The sequence below is a fragment of the Flagellimonas flava genome (genome assembly GCF_900129665.1).
Taxonomy (GTDB): Bacteria; Bacteroidota; Bacteroidia; order Flavobacteriales; family Flavobacteriaceae; genus Flagellimonas; species Flagellimonas flava.
In genome coordinates, this window is record NZ_FQWL01000002.1 from 284,884 (window position 1) to 310,567 (window position 25,684).

Consider the following 25,684-nt stretch of genomic DNA (forward strand, 5'->3'; position numbering starts at 1 on the left):
TACTTACAATACATCAGTCCAAGATTGTTTTAAGCTGTTCCATTCTCCTTACGATATGTTCAGATGGATATAGCTGATATATGCGTTCATAATTTTCCCGAGACTTTTTGTATTGCTTTAAATCGAAATAAATATCCCCTAATGCAGTATACGGAATAGGAATGTTGGGATAGGTCTTTTTAAAATGTTCAAATACTTCTATTGCCTCTGGAAAATCTTTCCGTCCGATTGCCTCATATCCCCTATTGAATAGAATTCGTTGTGGCACTCTTGTATCATAATCAAAATACTCACCTACTCCCTGGTAATAGGCAACGGTCTTTGAAAACTCAAGTTCATTAAATTCCTTCGGCAGTAAGAACGATTCGAAAACGTACTTTAATCCATCAAAATAGGCCTTCCACGGAACGGTGACATGACTATCAGTAGGGTATTCAATGAAACTAAAATCTTTATATCCACTTTCCTCAAATCCGGACTTAAGCCGAAGCACCCCTTCCCGCTCCAGTCCAGTTTCGTTACCTATACCGACAAAAACCTTCGGTTTCTTTTTTTCCAGTTCAATTTGAAAGTCATTCGTAAACCTGTCCATGAGCTCAAAATCGTTCCAACGGATGGTCGGGGTTACAGCGACTATACCATCAAAAATTTCCACTTCCGAACTTAAGGCATAGGTTGCGAAAAGGCCACCTAGTGAATGTCCCATTAGTGTTCTGTGTTTCGCTACCCTGTATTCAGATTCCAAATAAGGCAACAACTCTTTGGTTACGAACTCAAGAAACTGACCGGCCCTTCCGCTCGAAGGTATTTCCTGACTATGACTCATGGTCAAATCCCTGCCTCTTTCTGTATTTACTATTGCAGCAACGATTAGCTTGGGAAAACCATTTTGATATAAAAGTTTGGTGGCACCATTCACCAAATCAAAATGCCACTCCCCATCGGTTATCAACACCAATGGGTATTTGGTCTCCGGACCATCAAAGGCATAGGAATTAGGTAATCCAATTAGGATCTGGCGCTCCTCCTGTAAAGTTTTGGATTGCAGGGTTATTGTTGTTTTTTGCGAAAACAGACCAAGGCTGCCCATCAAAAAAAAGATTGCTGTAAGTTTTATATTTTGCATAGCAGTTTTGTTTTGAATGATGTATATCAATTTTAGAGGAATGCTCACAGTTTTATGCTTTTTACACCTGAACTATTTCTGAATTCAGCATTTAACACCGTCAAATAATAGCAAATGCAGTCGCAAAAGTCTCGTTATCAAATAGGCCATTGGATCTTCGATCCAACTTCTTTAGAATTAAAGACTGGGAAGAAAACCGTTATGTTGCAAAATCAAATTGTCAAGGTACTTCAGGTATTGATCGGGGCCGATGGACAGGTTGTTTCCAAAGAACAGCTTCTTCAAAATGTTTGGAACGGGACCATTGTGACTTCAAATTCCTTGGACAAGACTATCTCCCAGCTGAGGAAAGCACTAGGTGATTCACCAACTAATCCTGAATTTATTGAGACCATACCCCGCAGAGGATATCGATTTATCGCATCAGTAAAAAGAATTGAAGCAGAACAAAAATTGGAGACTTTGGTTGAACCCACCTCCTGGTTAAAATGGGCCATACCCTTTATAATTATAGTCCTGTTATCCTCCATTTTAATTTCGAAAAAAAATGCTGACAAAGACGTTTTATCTCCGAACGGAAACTATGTCGCCACCTTAAAAAAAGAGGGTATTGGATATGCACTCTTGTTAAAAAACCTTCAAACTGGGACAAGCGAAAAACTAGATTCTTTTCCTAAACCTGAATCCATAGTGGCAGATTGGTCCTATGACAATAACCATCTCATTTATAATACCACTCGTGAAGAAGATGAATTCCATGCCTTGAACATTTATAACCTTCCAGCCCAAAAGAGAACCTTCATTAAGTTTCCAAAACATGAAGACGGGACCATTCCCAGTATCGATGCCAAACTTCCCATGCTGCTACTGGAACACCAAAAGAAAAAGCTTGAAGACAATAGTATACATTACATAAAGTATACTCAAAATGATACCATTAAAGTGCTCTTTAATGATGGTATAATTAGTGATTTTGAATGGTGATTCCCAAAAGTTAGACTGGTACTGCTTCTAAAATATCTCTACTTTTATAGCATACTTCAAATAACTTTAATGGCCTAGTAGGAATCCCAATGGAAGAAAAACCAAGACTTGCCAGACTAACAGCAATTCTTACCCAACTACAATCCTCAAGAATTGTTACGGCCAAAATGCTCGCCGAAAAACATAATGTAAGTATCAGGACCATCTACAGGGACATTAGAACTCTGGAGAAATCTGGAGTACCTGTGGTAACCGAGGAAGGAAGAGGGTACAGCATGATGGAGGGTTATCAATTGCCTCCTGTAATGTTTACCGAACATGAAGCCAATGCCCTTATCACTGCGGAACAATTGGTCATCAAAAACAAGGATGAGTCCTTTGTTCAGCACTATACCGAGGCCATTCTTAAAATAAAGGCCCTATTAAAAGGTTCTCAAAAAGAAAAGGCCAGTCTTCTGACCGACCGTATCTACTTTACCAATAATTTTTCCAACCAAAAAACCAGTAATTACCTGATGCGGCTGCAATCTGCCATCACAAATTTTGAGGTCCTGAACATAGATTACCTCTCCATTGACCAAAAGTTCTCCAGCAGAAATATTGAGCCTTTTGCCCTGTACAGCACCCAAGAAAATTGGTTGCTTATTGCCTTCTGTAGGCTTAGAAAAGCGTTTAGAGTGTTTCGCATAGACCATATCCAGAAAATGACGGCCACTTCGGAAAACTTCGAATCCCACAACATGACCTTGGAAGACTATTATAAGTTTACCTATTCCGAGCATCAAAAACACCCCTGACACACCCTTGTCATGAACCGCATTTAGTTTTGTACAAAATCCAAAAATGCACATCATGACAAACACACAAAGAGATGCAATGAACATTGTTGGGCTTTCCGCCCGCACTTCGAACAACCCAGGGGAAGCCGATAAGGACATTCCAAAGCTTTGGGAAAGGTTTATGTCCGAAAATACAGTTGCCAGAATTCCCCATAAGGTAGACCAGACCGTTTACGCTATTTACACGGATTACGAAGGAGACCATACCCAACCCTATACTATCGTAATTGGTTGCAATGTGGATAGTCTTGACGATATTCCGGAAGATCTGACGGTAAAACTGATTCCTGAGGCAGAGTACACTCGATTTATCGCTAAGGGTGACCTTACCAAAGATGCTGTAATCAATACCTGGATGGATATTTGGAAAACGGACCTCAAAAGAACCTATACCACGGATGTTGAGGTCTACGGAGATAAGGCCGTTGACCCTACCAATGGAGAAGCCGAAATATTGATTGCCACAGAGTAACCGCCTGTCAAATTCCCATTGCGGATCCAAAATGGCAGGATTCGCAATGGGTTATTTATATGGCTTTAGTCATCAAATCGAATATATTTTCATAATTTCTCCAGCTGAAAGAGATGTTTGCAAGCCATGCTCCAACGCGCCGTAAAATTCTGGAAACTCCATAAGGTTCCAAACCTTCTTGTTCTTGCAAGCTTATTGTTCTACAGTATTTTTGCCTATGACTTGGACCGTGAAGATTTTCCAAAACTATTGGGTCTCTTCCTAGCGGTTTTTATACTTCATTTTAAGCTGATTCAGTTTCAAAAATGGAATTTTAAGTTCCTTCTCGTCACTGGAATTCTTTTCCGGTTGGTGTTCCTATTGGCGGAGCCCAATCTCTCTCAGGATTTTTATCGATTCATTTGGGATGGGGAGCTTATAAAAAATGGCATCAATCCATATCTATATTTACCTAACCAGCTTATTGCACGACCAGATCTTCCCATAGCCAATGCCCAGCTGCTATTTGAAGGTATGGGCGACCTTAGCGCCAGACACTACAGCAATTATCCGCCCGTAAATCAAATCATTTTCTCGCTTTCGGCACTACTGGGAGGTGGAAGCATTTTGGGTTCTATCATTGTTATGCGGCTAATCATCATTTTGGCTGATGTGGGAATCCTGTATTTCGGTCGAAAGCTCCTCCAAAAACTTAACAGGCCAAACTATGTTGCCCTTTGGTATTTTCTTAATCCATTGGTCATCATAGAGCTAACCGGCAACCTTCATTTTGAAGGGGTAATGCTGTTCTTTTTTGTGTGGTCACTCCATATAGTATCCATCAAAAAAAATGTATGGGCTGCTCCCATTTATGCCATATCCATTATGGTAAAACTCGTCCCCATTCTCTTTTTACCAATGTTTTTGCAATATCTGGGGTTTAAAAAAAGTGTGCTGTTCTACACATTGGTGTCAACCACCTGTCTGTTGCTGTTACTCCCTTTCTATGACACAGCTTTTATTGATAACTATGCGGAAACTATTGGTCTATGGTTTTCAAACTTTGAGTTCAATGCGGGAATTTACAATGCGGTTAAAAAGATTGCGGTAATCTGTTTTGATGCCAAACCTTGGGAACTTGTGAAAGTCTATGGTAGTTTGCTGGCCAAGGCCGTAATAGTTGGTTCGGTTGTTTTGGGGTTGTTCAGGAGCAATAGGAAATTTGAAAACTTGCTCACCTCAATGTTGATTCTATTATCGGCCTATTACTTCTTGTCCAGTACCGTTCACCCGTGGTATGTTGTGTTTCTTATTGTGCTCTGCATGTTGGGAAGATACCGATTCGCCATGGTCTGGTCGTTGACCGCAGTACTAAGTTATTCTGCTTACACTAACCCAGATTTCAAAGAGAATTTATGGTTAGTGGCTTTTGAGTATATCTTGGTCTTCGCCTTTTTGATTTATGAAATCGTGGGTAAAGGCGGAAAAAAGTTACATTTCTTCAAAAAATTACCGCTCCCTTAGGCCAGTTGGAATTAATTTGTACTTTTAATCCCATAATGAAAGGACAAAATTACATACTTACCACTTTGGGCATCCAAGCTCCAGTTCGTCCGTTCGCTCCACGCCGTCGCCCGTAAGGGTGCACTCTAGTCATGGAAATAGGTGAGTCCATTTCCGCAAAAACAATATCAGCTTTCAAATTTTTATAAGTTTAAAAAATCACTAGCAATGGAAATTATAATTGCTAACGAATCACATTTTAAATACGCCCAGATTATTAGCGATACCATTACAGAATCTGCCAAGGTTCGAGGTACCGGAATTGCCCAGCGAAGCCCTGAATACATTATAAAAAGGCTGGAAAACGGGAATGCGGTCATTGCCTTGGAGGGCGAAAAATTCGCAGGATTCTGTTATATCGAAGTCTGGGGCAACAAGAATTTTGTTGCCAATTCCGGTCTTATCGTACATCCAGATTTTAGAAAACAGGGACTGGCTAAAAAAATAAAAAAGGCAATTTTTGAGCTATCCAGACAAAAGTTTCCAGATGCCAAAATTTTCGGAATCACCACAGGTTTGGCGGTAATGAAAATGAACTACGAATTGGGCTACAAGCCTGTGACCTTCTCGGAACTTACAGATGATCCCGACTTTTGGAAAGGGTGCCAAACCTGCAAAAACTTTGATGTACTTACCAGAACCGAAAAAAATATGTGCCTGTGCACCGGTATGCTGTACGACCCAGGAGACAAAAAACAATCGAAAAAACTAAATGGAAAAGCCTTTCAACGGTTGAAACAGATGAAACAGAATCTTTTCCTTAAAAAGAAAACAAAATGAAGAAACTAGTCTTGGCCTATAGTGGTGGTTTGGATACCTCTTACTGCGCCAAATATTTATCCCAAGAAGAAGGTTATGAGGTACATGCAGTGAGCGTAAATACTGGCGGTTTTAGCAAAGAGGAAATCCAGGGCATACAACAAAAAGCATTAGATCTCGGAGCCACCTCTTATACTTCAATTGATGCTGTCTCCAGTTTTTATGATAAGGTGGTAAAATATCTCATCTATGGCAATGTGCTTAGAAACAACACATACCCTCTTTCTGTGAGCGCCGAACGGATTGTTCAGGCCCTTGAAATCGTAAACCACGCCAAAAAAATAGGAGCGGATTATATCGCGCACGGGAGCACGGGAGCCGGAAATGATCAGGTTCGGTTCGATATGATTTTTCAAATCGTGGCCCCGGACATCACGATAATCACGCCCATCAGGGACAACAAATTATCCCGAGAGGCAGAAATAGCTTACTTGCAGGAAAATGGCATTGACTATCCTTGGGAGAAGGCCAAATATTCCATTAATCGAGGCCTTTGGGGAACTTCTGTTGGCGGGGATGAAACCCTCACCTCTCACCTGCCCCTTCCTGAAAGTGCATATCCCAGTCAGCTGGAAAGTAAACTTCCCAAGGAAATTAAGCTTGGTTTTAAGGATGGCGAGCTTATTGCTTTGGATGGAGAATCTGCAACACCTGTTGAAAACATCGAAAAGTTGGAAGCCATTGCCGCCAAATATGCCATAGGGAGGGATATTCATGTAGGTGATACCATCATCGGAATCAAAGGTCGGGTGGGTTTTGAAGCTGCAGCTCCCACGATAATAATCAAAGCACATCATTTATTGGAAAAACACACCCTAAGTAAATGGCAACAGTACCAAAAGGAGCAATTGGCCAACTTTTACGGGATGTTGCTGCATGAAGGCAATTATTTGGACGAAGTGATGCGAAATATTGAGGCTTTTTTGACGGATACCCAAAAAAATGTCTCGGGAGATGTCTTTGTTACCCTCCACCCTTACCGATTTGAGATCAATGGGGTTGCTTCCCCGCACGATCTTATGAACGCTTCTTTTGGCAGTTATGGAGAAATAAACAAGGGCTGGACCGCTGATGACGCCAAAGGATTCATCAAGATTCTTTCCAATCCTGGGAAAATTGCAAATCACGTAAACCAACAATTATGATCAAAGTAGGTATTATAGGTGGATCCGGATATACAGGGGGAGAGCTCATCCGATTACTCTTGAATCACTCCCAAGTGGAAATTGATTTTGTCTTTAGCACCACACGCGCCGGAAAACCGGTGACCTCTGCGCATCAAGATTTGCTGGGTCAAACCAATTTGTTGTTTTCTGGTGAAGTGAATCCCAAAGTCGATGCAGTCTTCTTGTGTTTAGGGCATGGTAATTCCACCAAATTCCTTGATGAAAACACCTTTGCGGAGCACACCAAAATTGTTGATCTAAGTAATGACTTCAGGCTACAAGCATCATCAAACTGGAACGGAAAAACATTTGTGTACGGGCTTCCGGAATTAAACAAATCCAAAATAGAAAACACCGACGCGATTGCCAATCCAGGTTGTTTTGCCACAGCCATTCAGTTGGGCTTGTTGCCATTGGCACAGGCTGGATTGCTCAAGGGAGAAATCCACACCAATGCAATCACCGGAAGTACCGGTGCCGGTGTCGGATTGTCCGCCACTTCCCACTTTAGCTGGCGGAACAACAATGTTTCTTGGTACAAACCTTTTACCCATCAACATTTGGGTGAAATTGGTGAAAGTCTAAAATCCTTTGGAAACCCAACTGGGAAGCAGTATTTTCTTCCTACCCGAGGAAACTTTACAAGGGGAATTTTGGCTACATCATACACCAGATTTGATGGTGATTTGGAAGCGGCTAAGTCTTTGTTCGCGTCATTTTATGCCGATGCAGCTTTCACCCATGTATCGGAAGAACCTATACACCTGAAGCAGGTGGTCAATACCAACCAATGTCACATTCATTTACACCAACATGAAGATGTCCTGTTGGTGACATCGACCATAGATAATTTATTGAAGGGAGCCTCAGGGCAAGCCGTCCAAAACATGAATCTTATGTTCGGTTGGGACCAAAGAGAAGGATTACAACTTAAAGCAGGAGTTTTTTAAAAATAACAGCATGAAAATAGCAATTATAGGAGCGGGAAATTTGGGATTATCCATTGCCAAGGGGGTCTTGCACAGCAACGGTGCAACAACTATGTATTTGACCAAGCGAAACACCTCGGCCATTAAGGATTTTGAAAAGTATGGTAATGTAGTGGTCACCTCGGATAACGAGGAGGCGGTAAAAAAATCGGACATTTTGATTTTTGCTGTACAACCCGGACACTTTTCTGGGATTCTAGAGGACGTCAAAGATCTATTGTCGGAAAATCATGTGTTGATCAGTACCATTACCGGGTTTAGCATTTCCAAAATGGAGGAAATCGTGGGCAAAGACAAATATGTCATTCGCAGTATGCCCAACACAGCTATTTCAGTTGGGAATTCCATGACGTGCATTTGTAGCAACGAATTGGGAAAAAAGCGCATCGACCTGGCCAAGGCCATTTTCAATCGAATGGGCCATACTTTAGAAATCCCAGAAGAACAAATGCAGGCCGCAACGGTTATCTGCGCCAGTGGAATTGCTTTTTGGATGCGATTGATTCGGGCAACCACACAAGGTGCCATCCAGTTGGGTTTTGATGCCAAAGAAGCACAAGAATTAGCGATGCACACCTGTAATGGAGCTGCCAGCTTGCTCATCGATTCGGGTAGTCATCCTGAAGAAGAAATAGACCGGGTAACCACGCCCAAAGGTTGTACCATTTCTGGATTAAACGAAATGGAACATCAAGGATTAAGCTCCTCCCTAATCAGGGGTATCGTCACCTCTTTCGAAAAAATCAACCAAATAAAAAAAGGATAGATTCATTGTAATGGAAATCCAGACCAAAAAAAGAAACATGAAATTATTCGATGTATATCCCTTATACGATGTTACACCGGTATCCGCCAGGGGCATTGAGGTGAAAGATGACAAAGGACAAATCTATCTCGATTTTTATGGTGGGCATGCCGTGATTTCCATTGGACATGGACATCCGCATTACGTACAGCGACTCAAAGACCAATTGGATAAAATTGGTTTCTACAGTAATTCTGTGCAGAATCCATTGCAAAGTGAACTCGCGGAAAAATTGGGTGTTTTATCAGGGTGTAAGAATTATAATCTATTCATGTGCAATTCCGGGGCGGAGGCAAATGAAAATGCCCTCAAAATGGCATCATTTCACACGGACAAGTCCAAGGTAATCGCCTTTAAGAACAGCTTTCATGGCCGTACTTCCGCCGCCGTAGCCACAACGGACAATCCCGCTATCAATGCTCCAATAAATCAGCAACAAGAAGTCACATTTCTTCCCCTAAACGATTTTGGTGCATTTGAAGAGGCCCTACAAAAAGATTCCTACTGCGCTGCTATCATCGAGCCCATTCAAGGTGTTGGCGGTTTGGATGAACCTACGACTGAGTTTTTCCAGTTTGTTGCCGAACAATGTAGAGCAAATGGCATGGTACTTATTGCCGACGAAGTACAATCTGGATTTGGTAGAAGCGGAAAGTTTTTTGCCTTCCAACACCATGGAATACAACCGGATGTGATTACCATCGCCAAGGGAATGGGTAATGGCTTCCCCGTCGGTGGGGTCCTCATCCATGAGTCATTCAAGGCTTCTTACGGACTGTTGGGAACAACATTTGGTGGTAATCATTTGGCCTGCGCCGCCGTGCTTTCCGTTCTTGAGGTCATGGAGCAGGAACACCTGGTTGACCAAGCTGCAGAGATCGGTTTATACTGCAAGGAAAAGGCTTCGGAAATACCACAGGTAAAAAACATCAAAGGAAGAGGTTTAATGCTTGGTCTTGAATTTGATTTTGAAGTGGCTGGTTTACGCAAAGACCTCATCCATAAGCAATATATCTTTACAGGTGGGGCCAAAAACAAAAAACTACTACGAATTCTACCTGCATTGAACGTGACAAAAACCCAGATTGATATGCTTTTCGAGGCACTAAAAAAAGAACTATCATGAAGCATTATTTATCCATAAATGATGTGGATTGCCTTCCCGGATGGGTGGACGAGGCCATCGCATTGAAACAGAATCCTTATCAGTTCCAGAAACTGGGAAAGCACAAAACTATCTGCTTGCTGTTTTTCAATAACAGCTTGCGTACCCGTCTAAGTACCCAAAAAGCGGCCATGCATCTGGGAATGGAAGTTATGGTCATGAATTTTGGAAGTGAAGGCTGGGTATTGGAGTATGAGGACGGGACCATTATGGACCAGGGTACTTCGGAGCACATTAAGGAGGCAGCAAAGGTAGTATCCCAATATTGCGATATTGTGGCCATCCGTGCGTTTGCCCAGCTAAAGGACAAAGAAAAAGATGAGGCTGAGCAGGTACTCAACGGTTTTGCCAAATTTGCCTCCATTCCTGTGGTGAATATGGAAAGTTCCATCGCCCATCCGCTGCAGGCGCTTGCCGATGCCATAACTTTGAAAGAACATGAAACAAAGTCAAGGCCCAAAGTAGTGTTGTCTTGGGCTCCTCACCCTAAGGCCTTGCCCCATGCAGTAGCCAATTCCTTTGTGGAAATGATGAAATTGCAAGAAACCGATTTTGTGATCACACATCCTAAAGGTTACGAACTGAATCCAGAGATTACGGCAAGGTGCACAATAGAATACAATCAGCAAAAAGCCCTTGAGAATGCGGACTTTGTATATGTAAAAAATTGGAGCAGTTACATCAATTATGGCCAAGTGCTCTCAAAGGATTTGGCTTGGACCATGACCCGTGAAAAACTGGGTAATGCTAAATTTATGCACTGCTTGCCCGTAAGAAGAAATGTGGTGGTAGAGGATGCCGTATTGGACGGAAATCAATCCCTGGTAGTGGAACAAGCCAACAACCGGACATTTTCAGCTCAAATTGTATTGAAAAAAATCCTGGAAACTCTTTAAACATGAAACTAAAAAACAAGGTGGCCATAGTTACTGGTGCTACAAGTGGGATGGGAAAAGCCATTGCCCAAGCCTTCCATAAAGAAGGCGCAAAACTTATAGTCTCTGGTAGGAATGTAGAACGAGGGGAAGCACTTGCCCAAGAGTTATCCGGCTCAGTCTTTGTATCGGGCGATGTGAGCCGGCCCGACTACAATAGGGAGCTTGTGGATACCGCTATCAAAAGTTTTGGAAAACTGGACATTATCTCCTTAAATGCGGGAGTTTTGGGCTTGGGAAATGTAGTGGACTTACCCATTGAATCCTGGCAAAAAACCATGGATACCAATTTGGGTTCCATCTTCTATCTATCCAAATATGCCCTCCCCGAGCTGCAGAAAACGTCAGGGGATATTCTAATTAATGCGTCCATTGCTGCCTTCAAAAGTTTCCCAAACCATCCGGCCTACTGCGCCTCCAAGGCGGCTTCCGTGGCTTTGATGAAGCAATTGGCGGTGGAATACGCGCCAAAAGTACGAGTAAATGCCATCTGCCCTGGCCCCGTGGACACCCCTTTGATTTGGGACTCGGCCAAGGCCTTTCCCAATCCAGAACAAGCTGTGGAAGGTGCTAAAAATGCTACGCTTTTAAATCGGTTGGGAACTCCTGAAGATATTGCCAAACTAGCTCTTTTTCTAGTTTCGGACGATGCTTCTTGGATTACCGGAACGGCCATGACCATCGATGGCGGAATCTTAAATGCATAATATGAAACCACAATTGTCCATCATAAAAATAGGAGGAAACATTATAGAAAATCCGACTCAATTATCGCATTTGCTAGAATTGTTTTCAAACATTGAGGGGTCTAAGATTTTGGTACACGGAGGCGGTAAAAAAGCCACTGAAACAAGTAAAAGATTAGGCATTGAATCCAAAATGGTCAACGGAAGAAGAATAACGGACACAGAAAGTCTTGATGTTGCCATTATGGTTTATGCCGGCCTGGTCAACAAAAAGATTGTAGCGGAACTGCAGTCCAAAAACACCAATGCCATAGGTATGAGCGGCGCGGATGCCAACGCAATTCGAGCCCACAAAAGACCTGTGAAAGAAATTGACTTCGGTTGGGTAGGCGATGTGGATGGTGTGCATTCAGAAAATTTATGGAAACTGCTCCAAGCTGGATTTACACCCGTTTTTTGCGCCCTGACCCACGATGGAGCTGGACAATTGTTCAATACAAATGCAGATACCATTGCTGCAGAATTGGCCATTGGAATGGCCAGTCATTTTAAAACCACCTTGTATTATTGTTTTGAAAAGAGAGGGGTACTACTCAGCATTGAAGACGAGAATTCAGTCGTGGAACATATCGATTCGTCCAGTTATAAAGAACTACTGGACCAAGGTGTTATTGCCGATGGTATGTTGCCTAAAATGCACAATTGTTTTCACGCCCTTCAGAACAAGGTACATGAGGTCCGTATTGGGAACAGTTCCATGCTTGAAAAGACCGATTCAAAATTCACCACTATAACGCTATGAAAATCAATCAAGAAACCTTGACCCAAAAAGCCATAGAGCTGCTAAAACAATTGATCTCAACCCAATCTTTTTCTGGGGAAGAGGGTAAAACAGGGGATGCCATCGAAAACTGGCTTCGGGGATTTGGTGTGGAAACAGAGCGACAGTTCAACAATGTCTACGCGTTCAACAAGTACTTTGACAAGAGCAAACCCACACTGCTCCTAAACTCACACCACGATACGGTTAAGCCTAACAGCGCCTATACCAAAGACCCCTTTAACGCCCACGTGGAGGATGGGAAACTCTATGGTTTGGGAAGTAATGATGCCGGGGGTTGTTTGGTCTCCCTGTTGGCGACCTTTGTCCATTTTTATGAAATGGAAAATCTCAGCCACAATATCATTATGGCTGCAACTGGGGAAGAGGAAGATGCCGGAGAAAAAAGTCTAACTGCTTTGTTGCCCATCCTACCAAAAATTGATGTTGCCGTGGTAGGGGAACCCACCTTAATGGATTTGGCCATTGCGGAAAAGGGCTTGATCGTGTTTGATGCCGTTGTTAGCGGTACTCCTTCGCACGCAGCCCATCCCAACAACAACAATTCCATTTATAATACCATTGACGTGCTCCAATGGTTTAAGGGATACGCTTTTGAAAAAGTATCCGATGTTTTGGGCGAGGTAAAAATGACCGTTACCCAAATCAGCGCGGGAAATCAGCACAACGTAGTACCCGCTCAAGTGGATTTGGTGGTGGACGTCCGAGTGAATGATTGTTATTCCAACGAAGAAATTGCACACCTTCTTGAGCAAGAAGCTCCTTGCAAAATGATTCCAAGGTCGCTTCGATTGAACTCCTCAGCCATTGATGCAGAACATGACCTGGTAAGAAGTGGCGTATCGTTAGGCAGAAAAACCTATGGTTCCCCAACATTATCCGATCAGGCTGCCTTGAGTTGCCAATCGGTTAAATTGGGCCCGGGTGACAGTACACGATCCCATTCTGCCAATGAATTTATACACCTACACGAAATTGAGGAGGGAATAGACCTCTACATCAAAATCCTAACAGGATTTTTAAAGTAAAAAAGAAACTATGAAACTCTGGGACAAAGGTTTTAGCACCGATAAAAAAATAGATCATTTTACCGTAGGTAACGATAGGGAATTGGATTTACTATTGGCAAAATATGATGTAATAGCCTCAAAGGCTCACGCCAAAATGTTGCGCAAAGTGGGTTTGATCACTGCTGATGAAACAAAAGCCTTGGTCAAGGAATTGGATGCCATTGCGAAAAGTATTTCCAAAGGAAAGTTTACCATAGGGGATGACTTCGAGGACATGCATTCCAAAATTGAGTTTTTACTCACTGAGAAACTGGGAGATACCGGAAAAAAGATCCATTCTGCACGTTCCCGGAATGATCAGGTCCTGGTGGCCATGCAACTATACTTGAAAAACGAACTAGAGGAAATCAAAGGTCAGGTAAAAACCTTGTTTGATTTGCTTTTGGACCTTGCCGAAACACATAAATCGGTTTTGCTACCAGGTTATACCCATCTACAAATTGCCATGCCCTCATCTTTTGGACTGTGGTTTTCTGCTTATGCTGAAAGCCTAATTGATGACCTTTATTTTGTTGAAGCTGCTTATAAAACAGCAGATCAGAATCCTTTAGGCAGTGCCGCTGGTTACGGAAGTTCCTTCCCCATAGATCGTTCCTTTACCACCAAAGAGATGGGATTCAAAACCCTAAAATACAATGTGGTGGCAGCTCAAATGGGCAGAGGAAAAGTTGAAAAGGCCACTGCATTTGGTATCTCCAGTGTGGCGGCTACGCTGTCTAAAATGGCTATGGATATTTGTTTGTACATGAGTCAGAATTTTGACTTCATCTCGTTCCCAAATGAGCTTACCACCGGGAGCAGCATTATGCCGCATAAAAAGAATCCCGATGTATTTGAGCTGATTCGGGCCAAATGCAACAAGATTCAAGCGGTTCCCAACCAGTTGACCTTAATCACCAACAATCTGCCAAGCGGATACCATAGGGACTTGCAATTGGTCAAAGAGGTGCTGGTACCAGCCATTCAGGATATGAAAGCTTGTTTGGAACTTATGGCGTTCAGTTTAAAGGAAATCAAAGTGAATACCGAGATTCTGGAAGACCCAAAATATGATTATCTCTTTAGCGTCGACACCTTAAACGAACTGGTTAAAAGTGGAATGCCTTTTAGGGATGCTTATAAAAGTATGGGCAAAGCCATAGAAAATGGAAACTTTAAGGCCAAACGGAACATTCATCACACCCATGAAGGGAGTTTGGGTAATTTATGTTTGGAGGAAATCAAAGAAAAGATGAATAAGCTAAATGATTAGCTTTTATTTGATGATTTTCAAATTCACCACCTCTTGCTCGGTCAAATGACGCCAGTGCCCACGAGGCAGATCTTTTTTGGTCAAGCCAGCAAAAATAACACGGTCCAATTTGGTCACATGATAGCCTAGATGCTCAAAAATGCGCCGTACGATTCGGTTTCTTCCACTATGGATTTCAATGCCCACTTCCTTTTTGGGAGCACCTTGGATATAGCTGATTTCATGTACTTCAATAGCACCGTCTTCCAACTGCAGACCTTCTTCAATTTTCCGTAAATCGGACATGGTCAAGTTTTTATCCAGATGGGCATGATAGATTTTGCGTACCCCATGAGCCGGATGAGTCAACTTCTTGGTCAGATCGCCATCATTGGTAAATAGCAATAGGCCTGTTGTGTTTCGATCTAAACGACCGACAGGAAGCAATCGATTTTTGGATGCACTTGAAACCAGTTCCATAACTGTGCGCCTTCCTTTTTCATCATTGGTGGTAGTAATGAAGTTCTTGGGTTTATTTAAGAGTATATACTCCTTTTTTTCCGGATTCAGTTTCCTGCCATCAAAACGAACATCATCGGTAAGCTTCACCTTGTAGCCCATTTCGGTAATCACCTTCCCGTTTACGGAAACATTCCCGGCAGCTATATAGGTATCGGCTTCCCTTCGGGAACAAATCCCTGCATTAGCCACAAAACGATTTAGCCTAATCTCATTGGGATTGGATGGTTTGGAGTTTGTGGTTTTCTTTGGACGAAAATTATTCTTCTTGGAGAATGATTTTTTCTTGTTTCCGCTTGGTCTCTGGGAGGGTTTACGATTTCGTTCGTAGTCTGATTTCGCCATCAGTCATTAAATTTTTGCAAAGGTAGTGTTTTACTTCCCTTGCCGCAGAAAGAAAAAGCAATACTTAATCACTCCTCCAATTTAACGGTGGATTGCCGTTCGCGATTTACCGTAAGTTGGGTGACATCCGGTCTTGAGTAATGGCCAACTGGGTCAAAATTCTGCCTTTCCTCATACACCCGATTAAAGTCGAGGGTATGATATATCAACCCTTCTTTGTCCACTATTGGTTCCAAAATCCATTCGCCATCCGGCCCAGCTATGCAACTACCTCCGTTCGCCAAAACAGTCGGAGCTTTTTCCAAAATCTTGTCCAAATGTGGAGTTTCCTTCGGAAAATCTGAAGTTTTCATCAAGGAAGAAACGGAAATCACATAACTCCTGGATTCCCGGGCAATAAAGCGGGTGATGTCCTTAGTGTTGTGCAATCCACCTGGCCAAACTGCTACATGTAAATTCTCTCCTTGACCATAAAGTGCAGTTCGGGGCAAGGGCATCCAATTCTCCCAGCAATTGAGGGCCCCAACCGTAAATTGTTTTAAGGGATGGACCTTAAGACCGTTCCCATCTCCAGGTGCCCAGGTCAACCGTTCATCGTAGGTGGGTTGAAGTTTTCGATGCACCGACTTTATTTCCCCCATCTGATCTATATAAACAAGGGAGCAATAAAGGCTATGGCCACCGCGATCTTTGGCACGTTCCATCATACCCAAGTAAATGGCCATATTATTTTCTTTGGCCAAGCGGCAAATGGAGTCCAGTTCCCCGACTTCTATCTGAATGGAATTGCGGCTGTAATGGGCATGCAACTCCTTGTTTACTTTTAAATCCCAGGCCGCACCTTCGGTATAGGCCAACCAAAACGGATAGCCTGGTAGGAGGGCTTCTCCAAAAACAATCAATTCTGATTTTTCCTTGGAAGCTTCCTGAATAGTTGCTTCAATTTTCTGAATTGTTCCTTTTTTATCCAACCATACAGGCGCGATCTGCGCCAGGGCAACATTGAGAAGATGCTCCATTATAAAATTCTGTTTAACACCAAATCAACATCGATTAGCAAGATGCTAAACACCCCCGCCACGATGATGAATTTTAGAATATTATGTAACCAAACATAGTGTTTTTTACCACTGGATTTCCACAACAAAATGATAAAAAGCAGCAACAGTGCCATACATCCATAAAAATAAAGGTACATATAGCCAACGTTGAACTTTTGGGTCAGTAGAAAAGCCGGAACCAGAGTCAGTACAACAAGAAAACCAATGAATAACTTGGACACTTTAGGGCCATATAAAATAGGGATGGTCTTATAATTTTGCGCTATATCACCGGCCATGTTTTCCAAATCCTTGATCATTTCACGGGCCAAAATCAAAAGAAATAGAAATACAGCATGAACAAAAATGACGGTCTCAAAATTCTTGTAATACACAAAGACCACAAAAAAAGGTGCAATGGCCAAGGTAGCGGAGACCAGGTTTCCCAAAAAAGGAACACGTTTCAACTTATGGGAATACAGCCATATTCCAAAGATGTAAGCCGAAAAGAAGAGTACCGCCCGAAACGAAATATAGCTAGCCGCCAAGGCTGCCAAAAAATTGAGAATAAAATAGGTAGTTAACTTAAACCGTTGGCTTACCAAACGGTCAAGCATACTTTTTCTGGGTTTGTTAATAAGGTCCTTCTCCGCATCGTAGAAATTGTTGATGATATAGCCGCTAGCTATGACAAGGGCCGAAGCCGTAACGATTAGAAATAGGTTAAGGTCCAACACCACATCTTGTAGAGGAATGTTTGGTGAGAGGATGTAGATGGAGGCTAAATATTGGGCAAGGGTAATTACCAAGATATTATATCCCCGAACAACGGAAAACAAACTCAATAGCTTAAAAAGCAGGAGTTTATTTCTTCGACTAAGCATTGTGATGGTTAGAAGTTGTAAACAACCTCCAAATTGTATCCCTTAAGTGCCCTCTTGGCCTTATCGAAATCCTGAGTGAAACCCAAAATATAACCCCCGCCACCGGAACCACAAAGTTTTAGGTAGTAGTCATTGGTCTCGATACCCTGCTGCCAAAGATTATGGAACTTGGATGGAATCATAGGTTTAAAGTTATCAAAAACCACATGGGAGAGTTGTTTCAGATTTCCAAAAAGGGATTTCATATTCCCGTTCAAGAAATCTTCAACGCAGGCATCCGTGTGCTTGATGAATTGATCTTTGATCATATTTCGGAACCCTTCCTGCTTCATTTTTTCCATAAAAATCTGAACCATGGGTGCAGTTTCGCCAGTCATCCCACTATCCAATAAAAATACAGCCCCCTTGCCTTCCTTGTTCTGCGAAGGAATACTGGTAGATTCAATATTGTCTTTGGAATTGATCAAAATGGGCAAACTGAGATAACTGTTCAAAGGATCAAGACCTGAAGATTTGCCGTGGAAAAAGGATTCCATTTTCCCAAAAATCTCTTTAAGCCTCAACAGCTTTTCACGGGTTAGGTTTTCTAGTACCGTAATCCTATCAGTGGCATATTTGTCATAGATAGCGGCTACCAAGGCTCCGCTACTACCAATACCATATCCCTGTGGAATGGAACTATCGAAATACATACCATTGGCTATGTCCTGTTCCAAGGCTTCCATATCAAAGGATACAAGGCCCGTTTCCTCTTCCTCCAGTTTCTTCAAGTAGTTGGCATAGGCCATCAGACTCTTATTTGAAGCCAAAGCAACTTTTGATGGGTTTGCATCAGACTTCAACGCTCCTTTAAAAAAATTATATGGAATAGAAAGCCCTTTGGAATCCTTAATAATTCCATACTCCCCAAACAACAAGATTTTAGAATAAAATAGAGGTCCTTTCATTTCTTCAACTAAGATACAAATAAATTTGTTTAATGAATTCTTTTAATCATTAAACATTTATTTTGTTTTGGGACAAATCCCTTTATATCAACAATATTAAGCACAAATAACGCTAAAAAAGCGGCTTCCTTATGTATTCTGAGCAATTAATTTTTTTGCTCCGCTTCCTGCCCGATCACAAATGTAGTGTCCATTTTCACAATGCACAACCAATTCATCCTGAATGAATTGTATAGCTTTCTCCTTTACCGACTCTGGATACAGGACATGCACATTGGCTCCGGCATCCAAAGTAAAGCAAATGGGGGTTTTGGTTGCCTCCCGATACGCCCAAATCTTATTTATGATCTCCATGGTATCAGGTTTCATCAATATGAAGTAGGGGTTGCTGGTCATCATCATGGCATGTAGTGTTAACGCTTCACTTTCTACCAGCTGAATAAACCCTTCCATATCGCCTTTGGCCAAAATTTGTTCAAGAGCATCCAAATTGGAATGTGCCTGCGCAAATCGGGTGGTAGCATACGGATGACCGTGCATTAAATCATGACCAACGGTACTGCTGACCTGTTTTTGACCTTTGTGGACCAACATTATCGCATCATGAAAGTTGCTAAAGATTTTATTGACTTTAAAAGGATACGTAACCCCATATAAATCAGAACTATCGGTCAATCTTTCATGTCTACCCCACTGAATTAGGTCACCTTCTATACTTCTGCACGCACTTCCGGAACCTAAACGAGCCAAAAAAGAAGCCTTCCTTTTAAAAAACATGGTGTCCATATTCGGAAGTATCCGTCTTTCAATTTCCATAAGACATAAAGCCAAAGCGGCCATGCCACTAGCTGAAGAAGCAATCCCGCTACTATGCGGAAACGAATTGGAAGTTTCAATTTTGAAATGGTACTGTTTTAGGAAAGGGAGATAGGCTTCTATGCGCCCAAAAAAGGTATTGATTTTAGGTTTGAAATCCTCCTTCACCTTACCTTCGAAGAACAAATCGAAGGAAAATTGTGAGGCCTCCTCTTTTCTACTATAAGAAACTGAGGTAGTGGTTGCACAGGCATCCAAAGTAATACTGATCGAAGGATTCGCAGGAATCTGATTCTCCTTTTTCCCCCAATACTTTATAAGGGCTATGTTGCTTGGGGCTTTCCAGCTCACCTTTCCCTCGCTTGGCAAGACTTCATCGTAAGATGATCGGAAATCTTTTTCAGTCATTAAAAAAACATTTGAGCAAAGATAATGTAGTACACGGCGTTGAAGGAAAACGGATATAAATAAATTCTTATTTTAGGGGTAATGCACTTACCATGAAGAAAAAATTGACTTACATCGCTGTCGCTGTTTTGGTATGTCTTCTTATCGGATTTTTATCCAGTTTTGCCACACAGAGTTCAGTAAATGATTGGTACACCACCTTGAACAAACCCAGCTTTAATCCCCCAAATTGGATTTTTGCGCCAGTTTGGACCTTGCTATACATCCTAATGGGAGTTTCTGCGGGTATCGTTTGGTCCAAAGGGTTTCATCACATCTGGGTTAAAACGGCATTATACCATTTTGGGTTTCAATTGCTGTTCAATGCGCTTTGGAGTATTGTATTTTTTGGTTTCCAGAGTCCCTTCTGGGCCTTTTTGGTGATTCTGGTCTTGCTGACACTTATAATGTTGACCATAAAATGGTTTCGCGTGGTGAGCAAGCTAGCTTCGTTTTTGCTTATCCCCTATCTTCTTTGGGTCTGTTTTGCCACCTTATTGAACTACAAAATTTGGGAATTGAATTAGACCTTTGTCATTTCCAGTAACTTCATCATGGTCTTAAGGTTACGGGTGGTAGCCTCCACTTTGAGTTTTCGTTCAACAAGATTATTGCTCAATTTTGCTTTTCCATAGCCAGCTTTACAGCATAGATAAACGCATCGTTCAGTGATATGAAAATCCTCGTTCGCAAACTTTTGTTGATTAAATTCATATACTAGTTCAGATTGGGGAGCGGTCTTCAGTAAAACAAAGTACAGACTCTTTTCTTCCTCAGATTTAAATGGATTTGCAGATAAAATACTTTCGATTTGTTCCGAAGTAAGCACCAGTACGGGGACTTCAAATCCAAATTCTTCCAGAATCACTTTTTGAATCTTTCTTTCTTGGTCAGCTCGTTCTTGGACTTCACTTTCGAAGGTGATATTTCCACTTTGGATATAGGTCTGAACATTGGATAATCCTCCTTCGGTCAAAGCTAGCTTCAAGTCGGCCATTTTTATCTTTTTTTGACCGCTCACATTGATTCCCCTTAATAAAGCCATGAAGGTTTCCATGATTCGATTTTAAAGACTAATCTACCCAAATTTATTTTAGTAAATTCAGGGGCGTTAAATCACTTCAGATGGACAAATACATTCTTGCCCTAGATCAAGGCACCACAAGTTCACGTGCTGTACTAGTTGATAAAAAAGGAGCCATAGTGGCTGTTGCCCAAAAAGAATTCACTCAAATTTTTCCTAAACCTGGATGGGTAGAACACGATCCTAAGGAGATCTGGGCCACCCAGGCCGGTATGGCCGCAGAGGCGGTGAGTCAGAAAGGAATAAAAGCAGAGCAGATTTCGGCCATTGGCATTACCAATCAGCGGGAAACTGTTGTGGTTTGGGACAAGCATACTGGGGAGCCGGTATATAATGCCATCGTTTGGCAGGACAAACGTACTTCGGACTATTGCGATCAGCTTAAAAAAGAAGGTAGGTCAGAACTTATCCGGTCGAAAACTGGTTTGGTCATCGATTCTTATTTCGCCGGTACCAAAGCCAAATGGATTTTGGACCATGTGGACGGGGCAAGGGAAAGAGCCAATCAAGGTGATTTGTTGATGGGTACGATTGATTCATGGCTAATCTGGAAAATGACCGAAGGTGCCCTGCACATTACCGATGTAACCAATGCTTCCCGTACGTTGTTGTTCAATCTCAACACCATGGAATGGGACCACGAACTTTTAGAGCTTTTTGACATCCCTAAGAGCATGTTGCCAGAAGTAAGGCAATCCAGTGAAGTTTACGGATATACCAGTCCAAACTTTTTTGCGGCCAAAATTCCGATTGCAGGCATTGCCGGGGACCAGCAAGCCGCCCTATTTGGTCAAATGTGCACCAAACAAGGAATGGTCAAGAACACCTACGGCACTGGATGTTTTATGTTGATGAACATTGGGGAACAGCCCATTGTATCCCAGAACAATTTATTGACAACCGTAGCATGGAAGATGAATGGCAAAACTACATACGCATTGGAAGGAAGTATTTTCATTGCAGGTGCCGTTGTACAATGGTTACGGGACAGTCTTAAAATCATTAAAACCTCATCTGAGGTTGAAACCCTGGCAAGTACGGTGGACACCACTGATGGAGTGTACTTGGTCCCGGCCTTTGCAGGACTGGGAGCACCCTATTGGAACCAACATGCCCAAGGCACTATTTTTGGGCTTACTCGAGGTAGTACGGACGCCCATATTGCAAGGGCTGCTTTGGAATCCATTGCGTACCAGACTATGGACATTCTTAGAGCTATGGAAGCAGATTCAGGAATCACCATCAAAGAATTGCGAGTGGACGGTGGGGCTACGGTAAACGATATGCTCATGCAGTTTCAGGCTGATGTCCTCGATACTATAACGGTACGGCCAAAAGTAGTTGAGACCACAGTCATGGGTGCCGCCTACTTGGCTGGCTTAGCGGTGGATTATTGGAAAAGTCCAGAGGAAATTCAGGATATTTGGCAGACGGATGTGCATTTTAACCCATCAAAAGAACGAGAAACAATTAACCAAAAAATAAAAGGCTGGTATAGAGCCATAAAAGCCCTTGAATTTTGGGCCGGTGAATCCTAAGCCAATTTTAAACCAACAAACTTATTATGACCCCTTTTATTGCAGAAATTGTCGGCACCTTTTTGCTTATTTTATTGGGATGCGGTGTTAACGCCAATGTTTCGCTCCAAAAAACCTATGGTAGTGGTTCAGGGTGGATTGTTATCACCACCGGATGGGCTCTTGCCGTTTATACCGGGGTGGTCGTGGCAGGCCCCTACAGTGGTGCACATATGAACCCTGCCGTTACGATAGGACTGGCATTGGCTGGAGAATTTTCCATTTATGACGTTCCACATTACATTTTGGCCCAGTTTATCGGTGCCATGCTCGGTGCATTTTTCGTTTGGTTGATGAATAAAAAACATTTTGACGCTACTTCGGATGGGAATACGAAAAGGGGTGTGTTTTGCAATGCAGCAGCTATCCCCAATGTTTTTACAAGTCTTTTAACCGAAATTTTGGGGACCTTTGTCCTTGTTTTTGCAGTGCTCTATTTCACGGATGCGGTAAACACTTCTGACGACACCATTATTGGTTTGGGATCTTTGGGCGCTTTACCTGTTGCTTTGATTGTTTGGAGCATAGGTTTATCCTTGGGGGGCACCACAGGCTATGCCATAAATCCGGCACGGGATTTAGGACCTCGTATCGTTCATGCGCTAATTCCCATAAAAGAAAAGGGTTCAAACGGTTGGGGATACTCCTGGATTCCTATTGTTGGGCCCATACTTGGCGCCGCGTTGGCTGCCGGGATAGCTATAGTTCTTCAATAGTCCTCTATTCTTCAGAAGTCATGGCTCTTGCCGCAATGTAAGCACCTGTCCAAGCATTCTGGAAATTAAATCCTCCCGTTATGGCGTCTACATTGATAATCTCGCCCGCAAAAAAGAGTTTGGGATGCAATCTACTTTCAAAGGTTTTGAAGTTGATTTCCTTTAATTCCACTCCTCCGGCCGTTACAAATTCTTCTTTGAAAGTACTTTTCCCTTCAACCCTAATGGAACAGGCAGTAAGCTGATTGGCCAAATTCCCTATATCTTGGTTGGTCATTTCGGCCCAACGAAGTTCCTTGGAAACTCCAGCGGCATGAACCAATTTGGCCCAAAGTCTTCTTGGAAGATCAATTACCTTGGTTCGCAACACCGTTTTTCGTGATTCTACACTTCGCACTTCGCGGAGTAGACCTTCCATGGATCCAGGAGTATACTCAGGTGTCCAATTGATTCTTATTTTGAAGTTGTACTGATACTCTTTCAATAGTCTTGCCCCCCAGGCGGAAAGTTTAAGAATTGCAGGACCACTAAGTCCCCAATGTGTGATGAGCACAGGGCCTTCGGATCGCAATATGGGCTGCTCTTTGGGCATACTCTTAAGCTTGAGATTCTTGGCGGAGGAAAAAACCTTTTTTGGGAGTACCTCTACTTCAGCATCCACACTGATTCCTTGAACCCCATTAAGTCTGGGGTCCGAACTGTTAAAAGTAAAAAGGGATGGGACCGGAGAAACTATGGTGTGCCCCAAACCCTGTAAAAGGTCCCAGATTTTAGGATTACTACCTGCTGTCAACATCAAGTTCCGAGCCTGATAATGTTTATTCATCGTGGTGACTTGCCACACATCATCCAACTTTTGAATTTGCTTTACCGCACTATTTCTCAACACTCGAATACCAAGTCGATTGGCTTCTTCCAATAAGCAATCCACAATACTCTGGGAATCATTGGACACAGGAAAAACCCGACCGTCCGCTTCAATCTTCAAAGGAACGTTTCGTTCCTCAAAAAAAGACATTACATCACCCGGTCCATGCACATGAAAAGGGCCTAAAAGTTCCTTTTGTCCTCTGGGATAATTGAGCACCAAAGAAGAGGGTGAAAATTCCCCATGGGTAACATTGCATCGTCCGCCTCCAGAAACCTTAACCTTGGACAGCACGTTCTTTCCTCTCTCAAAAATCGCCACCTTAAAATGTGGAGCCTGCTGCGCCACATGGATGGCGGTATAAAATCCAGCGGCACCACCACCTACAACAATAACATCAAGCATTAATTCACCCGTTCTGGATAGTTGGTTATAATTCCATCCACTCCATAATCATACATTCTTTGAATATCCTCTGGTTCATTTACGGTCCACGTATAGACCTTAAAACCTTCTTCCTGCATTTGCTCCGTGTTTTCTTGGGTAAGGGTTTGAAAATTTGGATTGATAGCAAAGGCATTTAGCTCCTTAGCCACTTCGATTGCCGTTGTTGGATCTTCCTCTGTTAGCACAGCAATCCGAACATCGCGGTTTAGCTTTCGTACATCACGGAGCTCATCCCATTTGAAACTGGAAATCAGTACGTTTTCGGCGGACCATCCGCGCTCCTTGATATAGTAATCTGTTATGAAGTTAACACGATCAGCCGTGTTGGAACCCTTAAGTTCTATATTCAGGGCCACTTGATTATTGATGAGCTTGAGTACATCTTGGAGCATCGGTATTTTGTGATTTCCCTCCAAAATCAATTGTTTGAGATCAACAATGTTGTAGTCTTCTATCATACCACCGCTATTTGACAATCGTTCCACGCGTTCATCGTGAAAAACCACAATCTCACCGCTTTCAATTCGGAACACATCAATTTCAATCATGTCCACCCCAAGATCCAAAGCCTTTTGCACCGAGGCCAATGTATTCTCCGTTTCGTGCCCCATGGCCCCCCTATGTCCAATCACCAAAGGTTTAGAGACCATCATACCGCAACCATTTAAGAGCAAAAAGGTGCACAGCACCGCAAGTAATCTTTTTTGCATTCCAGTTCATTTTGTCTGCTAAAAATACGATTTGAAAATGAAAGTAAGAGCTTCTTAAAAAGCTTTTAAAAGTCCATAAAAGATTCATTAAATCAAGTTATATTTCAAACATTTTCTTATATTTTTGATTATTTCATAAAATTTATTTAATATTTTTATCAAATTAATAACCAATAAATTAACTTAAGATGTTTTCAAAATCAAATTTACTGGCCACTTTGGGTGGATTCATTGTAATGTTTCTATTAGGGTATGCCATTTGGGATGTTTTGTTAGCGGATTTTTATGCTGACCATACCCTTAAAAGTTTTTTGAATGAGGAAATGAATATGGGACTGATTGCAGTAGGCAACCTTGTAATGGCTTTTGCACTTAGCTCCATTTATGGTAAGTGGGCAAGAGGGCACCACAGTGCCAAGGAAGGTTTCTCCTTTGGTGCGTGGATTGGTCTTTTTACCGGAATAGGCATGGGACTTCTAAACCATTCGGTCATGGGTCTAATGGATATGACCGGGACTTTAGTAGATGGGATTGTCCAAATTATTTTCTATGGAATTGTAGGTGCTGTTATTGGGCTGATCTACCAAAAAACAGCAGCAAAGGAATAACGATAA

28 protein-coding genes are annotated in these 25,684 nt (G+C 42.3%); 18 read left to right on the forward strand and 10 right to left on the reverse strand.

From position 1 onward, the window contains the following. Positions 1–13: 13 nt before the first annotated feature. Complete coding sequence (locus BUC10_RS07120; protein ID WP_073177815.1) at positions 14–1,126, reverse strand: alpha/beta hydrolase-fold protein; 1,113 nt, start codon at positions 1,124–1,126, stop codon at positions 14–16. 114 nt (positions 1,127–1,240) lie between these two features. Between BUC10_RS07120 and BUC10_RS07125 the strand changes: the two genes are divergently transcribed. The 4 genes from BUC10_RS07125 to mptB all read left to right on the forward strand — a co-directional run bounded on the left by BUC10_RS07125 (position 1,241) and on the right by mptB (position 4,924). Then, positions 1,241–2,110: a winged helix-turn-helix domain-containing protein gene (locus BUC10_RS07125; protein ID WP_084732584.1), complete on the forward strand. Its 870-nt coding sequence runs from the start codon at positions 1,241–1,243 to the stop codon at positions 2,108–2,110. An 89-nt stretch (positions 2,111–2,199) separates the two neighbouring features. After that, positions 2,200–2,907 (forward strand): helix-turn-helix transcriptional regulator, encoded by a 708-nt coding sequence (locus BUC10_RS07130; RefSeq protein WP_073177821.1) that lies wholly within the window; start codon positions 2,200–2,202, stop codon positions 2,905–2,907. A 55-nt stretch (positions 2,908–2,962) separates the two neighbouring features. Continuing rightward, on the forward strand, positions 2,963–3,421 hold the full coding sequence (locus tag BUC10_RS07135; RefSeq protein ID WP_073177823.1) for a GyrI-like domain-containing protein: 459 nt from the start codon (positions 2,963–2,965) through the stop codon (positions 3,419–3,421). 126 nt (positions 3,422–3,547) lie between these two features. Beyond that, positions 3,548–4,924, forward strand: coding sequence for a polyprenol phosphomannose-dependent alpha 1,6 mannosyltransferase MptB (gene mptB / locus BUC10_RS07140; protein ID WP_073178860.1), 1,377 nt, complete (start codon positions 3,548–3,550; stop codon positions 4,922–4,924). Positions 4,925–4,973: 49 nt separating this feature from the next. Here the strand turns inward: mptB and BUC10_RS18015 are convergent, their stop codons facing one another. Continuing rightward, complete coding sequence (locus BUC10_RS18015; protein WP_262493190.1) at positions 4,974–5,102, reverse strand: hypothetical protein; 129 nt, start codon at positions 5,100–5,102, stop codon at positions 4,974–4,976. A 29-nt stretch (positions 5,103–5,131) separates the two neighbouring features. On the opposite strand from BUC10_RS18015, the gene BUC10_RS07145 reads away from it, so the two are divergent. From BUC10_RS07145 to argH, 10 genes are read left to right on the forward strand one after another with little or no spacing between them, the layout of a single operon-like run. After that, positions 5,132–5,743, forward strand: a complete 612-nt coding sequence (locus tag BUC10_RS07145; RefSeq protein WP_073177825.1) for a GNAT family N-acetyltransferase — start codon at positions 5,132–5,134, stop codon at positions 5,741–5,743. After that, positions 5,740–6,927 (forward strand): argininosuccinate synthase, encoded by a 1,188-nt coding sequence (argG, locus tag BUC10_RS07150; RefSeq protein ID WP_073177827.1) that lies wholly within the window; start codon positions 5,740–5,742, stop codon positions 6,925–6,927. The genes BUC10_RS07145 and argG overlap by 4 nt, the downstream gene beginning before the upstream one ends. Next, positions 6,924–7,898 carry an N-acetyl-gamma-glutamyl-phosphate reductase gene (gene argC, locus BUC10_RS07155; RefSeq protein WP_073177829.1) on the forward strand — a complete coding sequence of 325 codons (975 nt, stop codon included), beginning with the start codon at positions 6,924–6,926 and terminating at the stop codon, positions 7,896–7,898. The genes argG and argC overlap by 4 nt, the downstream gene beginning before the upstream one ends. A gap of 10 nt (positions 7,899–7,908) precedes the next feature. Continuing rightward, entirely contained in the window at positions 7,909–8,703 is a 795-nt protein-coding gene (gene proC / locus BUC10_RS07160) for a pyrroline-5-carboxylate reductase (RefSeq protein ID WP_073177831.1), read from the forward strand. Positions 8,704–8,740: 37 nt separating this feature from the next. Beyond that, complete coding sequence (locus BUC10_RS07165; RefSeq protein WP_073178861.1) at positions 8,741–9,868, forward strand: aspartate aminotransferase family protein; 1,128 nt, start codon at positions 8,741–8,743, stop codon at positions 9,866–9,868. Continuing rightward, a complete protein-coding gene (locus tag BUC10_RS07170; RefSeq protein ID WP_073177834.1) occupies positions 9,865–10,803 on the forward strand; it encodes a Rossmann-fold NAD(P)-binding domain-containing protein in 939 nt (312 codons plus the stop codon). Before BUC10_RS07165 ends, BUC10_RS07170 begins: the two co-directional genes overlap by 4 nt. Before the next feature lie 2 nt (positions 10,804–10,805). Further along, on the forward strand, positions 10,806–11,549 hold the full coding sequence (locus tag BUC10_RS07175; protein ID WP_073177837.1) for an SDR family NAD(P)-dependent oxidoreductase: 744 nt from the start codon (positions 10,806–10,808) through the stop codon (positions 11,547–11,549). 1 nt (position 11,550) lies between these two features. Then, the gene (gene argB / locus BUC10_RS07180) at positions 11,551–12,330 is read left to right on the forward strand and encodes an acetylglutamate kinase (RefSeq protein ID WP_073177839.1); all 780 of its coding nucleotides are present in this window, start codon (positions 11,551–11,553) and stop codon (positions 12,328–12,330) included. Then, entirely contained in the window at positions 12,327–13,397 is a 1,071-nt protein-coding gene (locus BUC10_RS07185; protein ID WP_073177842.1) for a M20 family metallo-hydrolase, read from the forward strand. Before argB ends, BUC10_RS07185 begins: the two co-directional genes overlap by 4 nt. A gap of 10 nt (positions 13,398–13,407) precedes the next feature. Further along, positions 13,408–14,691, forward strand: a complete 1,284-nt coding sequence (gene argH / locus BUC10_RS07190) for an argininosuccinate lyase (RefSeq protein WP_073177844.1) — start codon at positions 13,408–13,410, stop codon at positions 14,689–14,691. A 3-nt stretch (positions 14,692–14,694) separates the two neighbouring features. Here the strand turns inward: argH and BUC10_RS07195 are convergent, their stop codons facing one another. The 5 genes from BUC10_RS07195 to BUC10_RS07215 all read right to left on the reverse strand — a co-directional run bounded on the left by BUC10_RS07195 (position 14,695) and on the right by BUC10_RS07215 (position 19,629). Continuing rightward, positions 14,695–15,534: a pseudouridine synthase gene (locus BUC10_RS07195; protein ID WP_073177847.1), complete on the reverse strand. Its 840-nt coding sequence runs from the start codon at positions 15,532–15,534 to the stop codon at positions 14,695–14,697. Positions 15,535–15,602: 68 nt separating this feature from the next. After that, positions 15,603–16,553, reverse strand: coding sequence for a carbon-nitrogen hydrolase family protein (locus tag BUC10_RS07200; protein ID WP_073177849.1), 951 nt, complete (start codon positions 16,551–16,553; stop codon positions 15,603–15,605). Further along, positions 16,553–17,458: a geranylgeranylglycerol-phosphate geranylgeranyltransferase gene (locus BUC10_RS07205; protein WP_073177851.1), complete on the reverse strand. Its 906-nt coding sequence runs from the start codon at positions 17,456–17,458 to the stop codon at positions 16,553–16,555. Before BUC10_RS07205 ends, BUC10_RS07200 begins: the two co-directional genes overlap by 1 nt. 8 nt (positions 17,459–17,466) lie before the next feature. Continuing rightward, positions 17,467–18,405, reverse strand: coding sequence for a mevalonate kinase family protein (locus tag BUC10_RS07210; protein WP_073177854.1), 939 nt, complete (start codon positions 18,403–18,405; stop codon positions 17,467–17,469). A gap of 129 nt (positions 18,406–18,534) precedes the next feature. Then, the gene (locus BUC10_RS07215; protein WP_073177856.1) at positions 18,535–19,629 is read right to left on the reverse strand and encodes a diphosphomevalonate decarboxylase; all 1,095 of its coding nucleotides are present in this window, start codon (positions 19,627–19,629) and stop codon (positions 18,535–18,537) included. A gap of 92 nt (positions 19,630–19,721) precedes the next feature. Between BUC10_RS07215 and BUC10_RS07220 the strand changes: the two genes are divergently transcribed. After that, positions 19,722–20,195, forward strand: coding sequence for a TspO/MBR family protein (locus BUC10_RS07220; protein WP_073177858.1), 474 nt, complete (start codon positions 19,722–19,724; stop codon positions 20,193–20,195). On the opposite strand, the gene BUC10_RS07225 is transcribed toward BUC10_RS07220, so the two are convergent. Beyond that, positions 20,192–20,725, reverse strand: a complete 534-nt coding sequence (locus tag BUC10_RS07225) for a DUF1697 domain-containing protein (protein ID WP_073177860.1) — start codon at positions 20,723–20,725, stop codon at positions 20,192–20,194. The genes BUC10_RS07220 and BUC10_RS07225 overlap by 4 nt on opposite strands. Before the next feature lie 68 nt (positions 20,726–20,793). On the opposite strand from BUC10_RS07225, the gene glpK reads away from it, so the two are divergent. Together glpK and BUC10_RS07235 are read left to right on the forward strand one after the other, a co-directional pair. Next, on the forward strand, positions 20,794–22,290 hold the full coding sequence (glpK, locus tag BUC10_RS07230; RefSeq protein ID WP_073177863.1) for a glycerol kinase GlpK: 1,497 nt from the start codon (positions 20,794–20,796) through the stop codon (positions 22,288–22,290). A 26-nt stretch (positions 22,291–22,316) separates the two neighbouring features. Then, positions 22,317–23,045 carry an MIP/aquaporin family protein gene (locus BUC10_RS07235; RefSeq protein WP_073177865.1) on the forward strand — a complete coding sequence of 243 codons (729 nt, stop codon included), beginning with the start codon at positions 22,317–22,319 and terminating at the stop codon, positions 23,043–23,045. A gap of 4 nt (positions 23,046–23,049) precedes the next feature. On the opposite strand, the gene BUC10_RS07240 is transcribed toward BUC10_RS07235, so the two are convergent. Both BUC10_RS07240 and BUC10_RS07245 read right to left on the reverse strand, forming a co-directional pair. Next, positions 23,050–24,318 (reverse strand): BaiN/RdsA family NAD(P)/FAD-dependent oxidoreductase, encoded by a 1,269-nt coding sequence (locus BUC10_RS07240; protein ID WP_073177867.1) that lies wholly within the window; start codon positions 24,316–24,318, stop codon positions 23,050–23,052. Next, positions 24,318–25,070: a glycerophosphodiester phosphodiesterase gene (locus BUC10_RS07245; protein ID WP_073177869.1), complete on the reverse strand. Its 753-nt coding sequence runs from the start codon at positions 25,068–25,070 to the stop codon at positions 24,318–24,320. The genes BUC10_RS07240 and BUC10_RS07245 overlap by 1 nt, the downstream gene beginning before the upstream one ends. A gap of 188 nt (positions 25,071–25,258) precedes the next feature. On the opposite strand from BUC10_RS07245, the gene BUC10_RS07250 reads away from it, so the two are divergent. Continuing rightward, on the forward strand, positions 25,259–25,678 hold the full coding sequence (locus tag BUC10_RS07250) for a DUF1761 domain-containing protein (protein ID WP_073177871.1): 420 nt from the start codon (positions 25,259–25,261) through the stop codon (positions 25,676–25,678). Positions 25,679–25,684: the final 6 nt, after the last annotated feature.

Bases quoted from the DNA above. Each gene is read 5' to 3' on its own strand.
- BUC10_RS07120 (WP_073177815.1), bottom strand. From the start codon at position 1,126: ATGCAAAATATAAAACTTACAGCAATCTTTTTTTTGATGGGCAGCCTT.
- BUC10_RS07125 (WP_084732584.1), top strand. From the start codon at position 1,241: ATGCAGTCGCAAAAGTCTCGTTATCAAATAGGCCATTGGATCTTCGAT.
- BUC10_RS07130 (WP_073177821.1), top strand. From the start codon at position 2,200: ATGGAAGAAAAACCAAGACTTGCCAGACTAACAGCAATTCTTACCCAA.
- BUC10_RS07135 (WP_073177823.1), top strand. From the start codon at position 2,963: ATGACAAACACACAAAGAGATGCAATGAACATTGTTGGGCTTTCCGCC.
- mptB (WP_073178860.1), top strand. From the start codon at position 3,548: ATGCTCCAACGCGCCGTAAAATTCTGGAAACTCCATAAGGTTCCAAAC.
- BUC10_RS07145 (WP_073177825.1), top strand. From the start codon at position 5,132: ATGGAAATTATAATTGCTAACGAATCACATTTTAAATACGCCCAGATT.
- argG (WP_073177827.1), top strand. From the start codon at position 5,740: ATGAAGAAACTAGTCTTGGCCTATAGTGGTGGTTTGGATACCTCTTAC.
- argC (WP_073177829.1), top strand. From the start codon at position 6,924: ATGATCAAAGTAGGTATTATAGGTGGATCCGGATATACAGGGGGAGAG.
- proC (WP_073177831.1), top strand. From the start codon at position 7,909: ATGAAAATAGCAATTATAGGAGCGGGAAATTTGGGATTATCCATTGCC.
- BUC10_RS07165 (WP_073178861.1), top strand. From the start codon at position 8,741: ATGAAATTATTCGATGTATATCCCTTATACGATGTTACACCGGTATCC.
- BUC10_RS07170 (WP_073177834.1), top strand. From the start codon at position 9,865: ATGAAGCATTATTTATCCATAAATGATGTGGATTGCCTTCCCGGATGG.
- BUC10_RS07175 (WP_073177837.1), top strand. From the start codon at position 10,806: ATGAAACTAAAAAACAAGGTGGCCATAGTTACTGGTGCTACAAGTGGG.
- argB (WP_073177839.1), top strand. From the start codon at position 11,551: ATGAAACCACAATTGTCCATCATAAAAATAGGAGGAAACATTATAGAA.
- BUC10_RS07185 (WP_073177842.1), top strand. From the start codon at position 12,327: ATGAAAATCAATCAAGAAACCTTGACCCAAAAAGCCATAGAGCTGCTA.
- argH (WP_073177844.1), top strand. From the start codon at position 13,408: ATGAAACTCTGGGACAAAGGTTTTAGCACCGATAAAAAAATAGATCAT.
- BUC10_RS07195 (WP_073177847.1), bottom strand. From the start codon at position 15,534: ATGGCGAAATCAGACTACGAACGAAATCGTAAACCCTCCCAGAGACCA.
- BUC10_RS07200 (WP_073177849.1), bottom strand. From the start codon at position 16,553: ATGGAGCATCTTCTCAATGTTGCCCTGGCGCAGATCGCGCCTGTATGG.
- BUC10_RS07205 (WP_073177851.1), bottom strand. From the start codon at position 17,458: ATGCTTAGTCGAAGAAATAAACTCCTGCTTTTTAAGCTATTGAGTTTG.
- BUC10_RS07210 (WP_073177854.1), bottom strand. From the start codon at position 18,405: ATGAAAGGACCTCTATTTTATTCTAAAATCTTGTTGTTTGGGGAGTAT.
- BUC10_RS07215 (WP_073177856.1), bottom strand. From the start codon at position 19,629: ATGACTGAAAAAGATTTCCGATCATCTTACGATGAAGTCTTGCCAAGC.
- BUC10_RS07220 (WP_073177858.1), top strand. From the start codon at position 19,722: ATGAAGAAAAAATTGACTTACATCGCTGTCGCTGTTTTGGTATGTCTT.
- BUC10_RS07225 (WP_073177860.1), bottom strand. From the start codon at position 20,725: ATGGAAACCTTCATGGCTTTATTAAGGGGAATCAATGTGAGCGGTCAA.
- glpK (WP_073177863.1), top strand. From the start codon at position 20,794: ATGGACAAATACATTCTTGCCCTAGATCAAGGCACCACAAGTTCACGT.
- BUC10_RS07235 (WP_073177865.1), top strand. From the start codon at position 22,317: ATGACCCCTTTTATTGCAGAAATTGTCGGCACCTTTTTGCTTATTTTA.
- BUC10_RS07240 (WP_073177867.1), bottom strand. From the start codon at position 24,318: ATGCTTGATGTTATTGTTGTAGGTGGTGGTGCCGCTGGATTTTATACC.
- BUC10_RS07245 (WP_073177869.1), bottom strand. From the start codon at position 25,070: ATGCAAAAAAGATTACTTGCGGTGCTGTGCACCTTTTTGCTCTTAAAT.
- BUC10_RS07250 (WP_073177871.1), top strand. From the start codon at position 25,259: ATGTTTTCAAAATCAAATTTACTGGCCACTTTGGGTGGATTCATTGTA.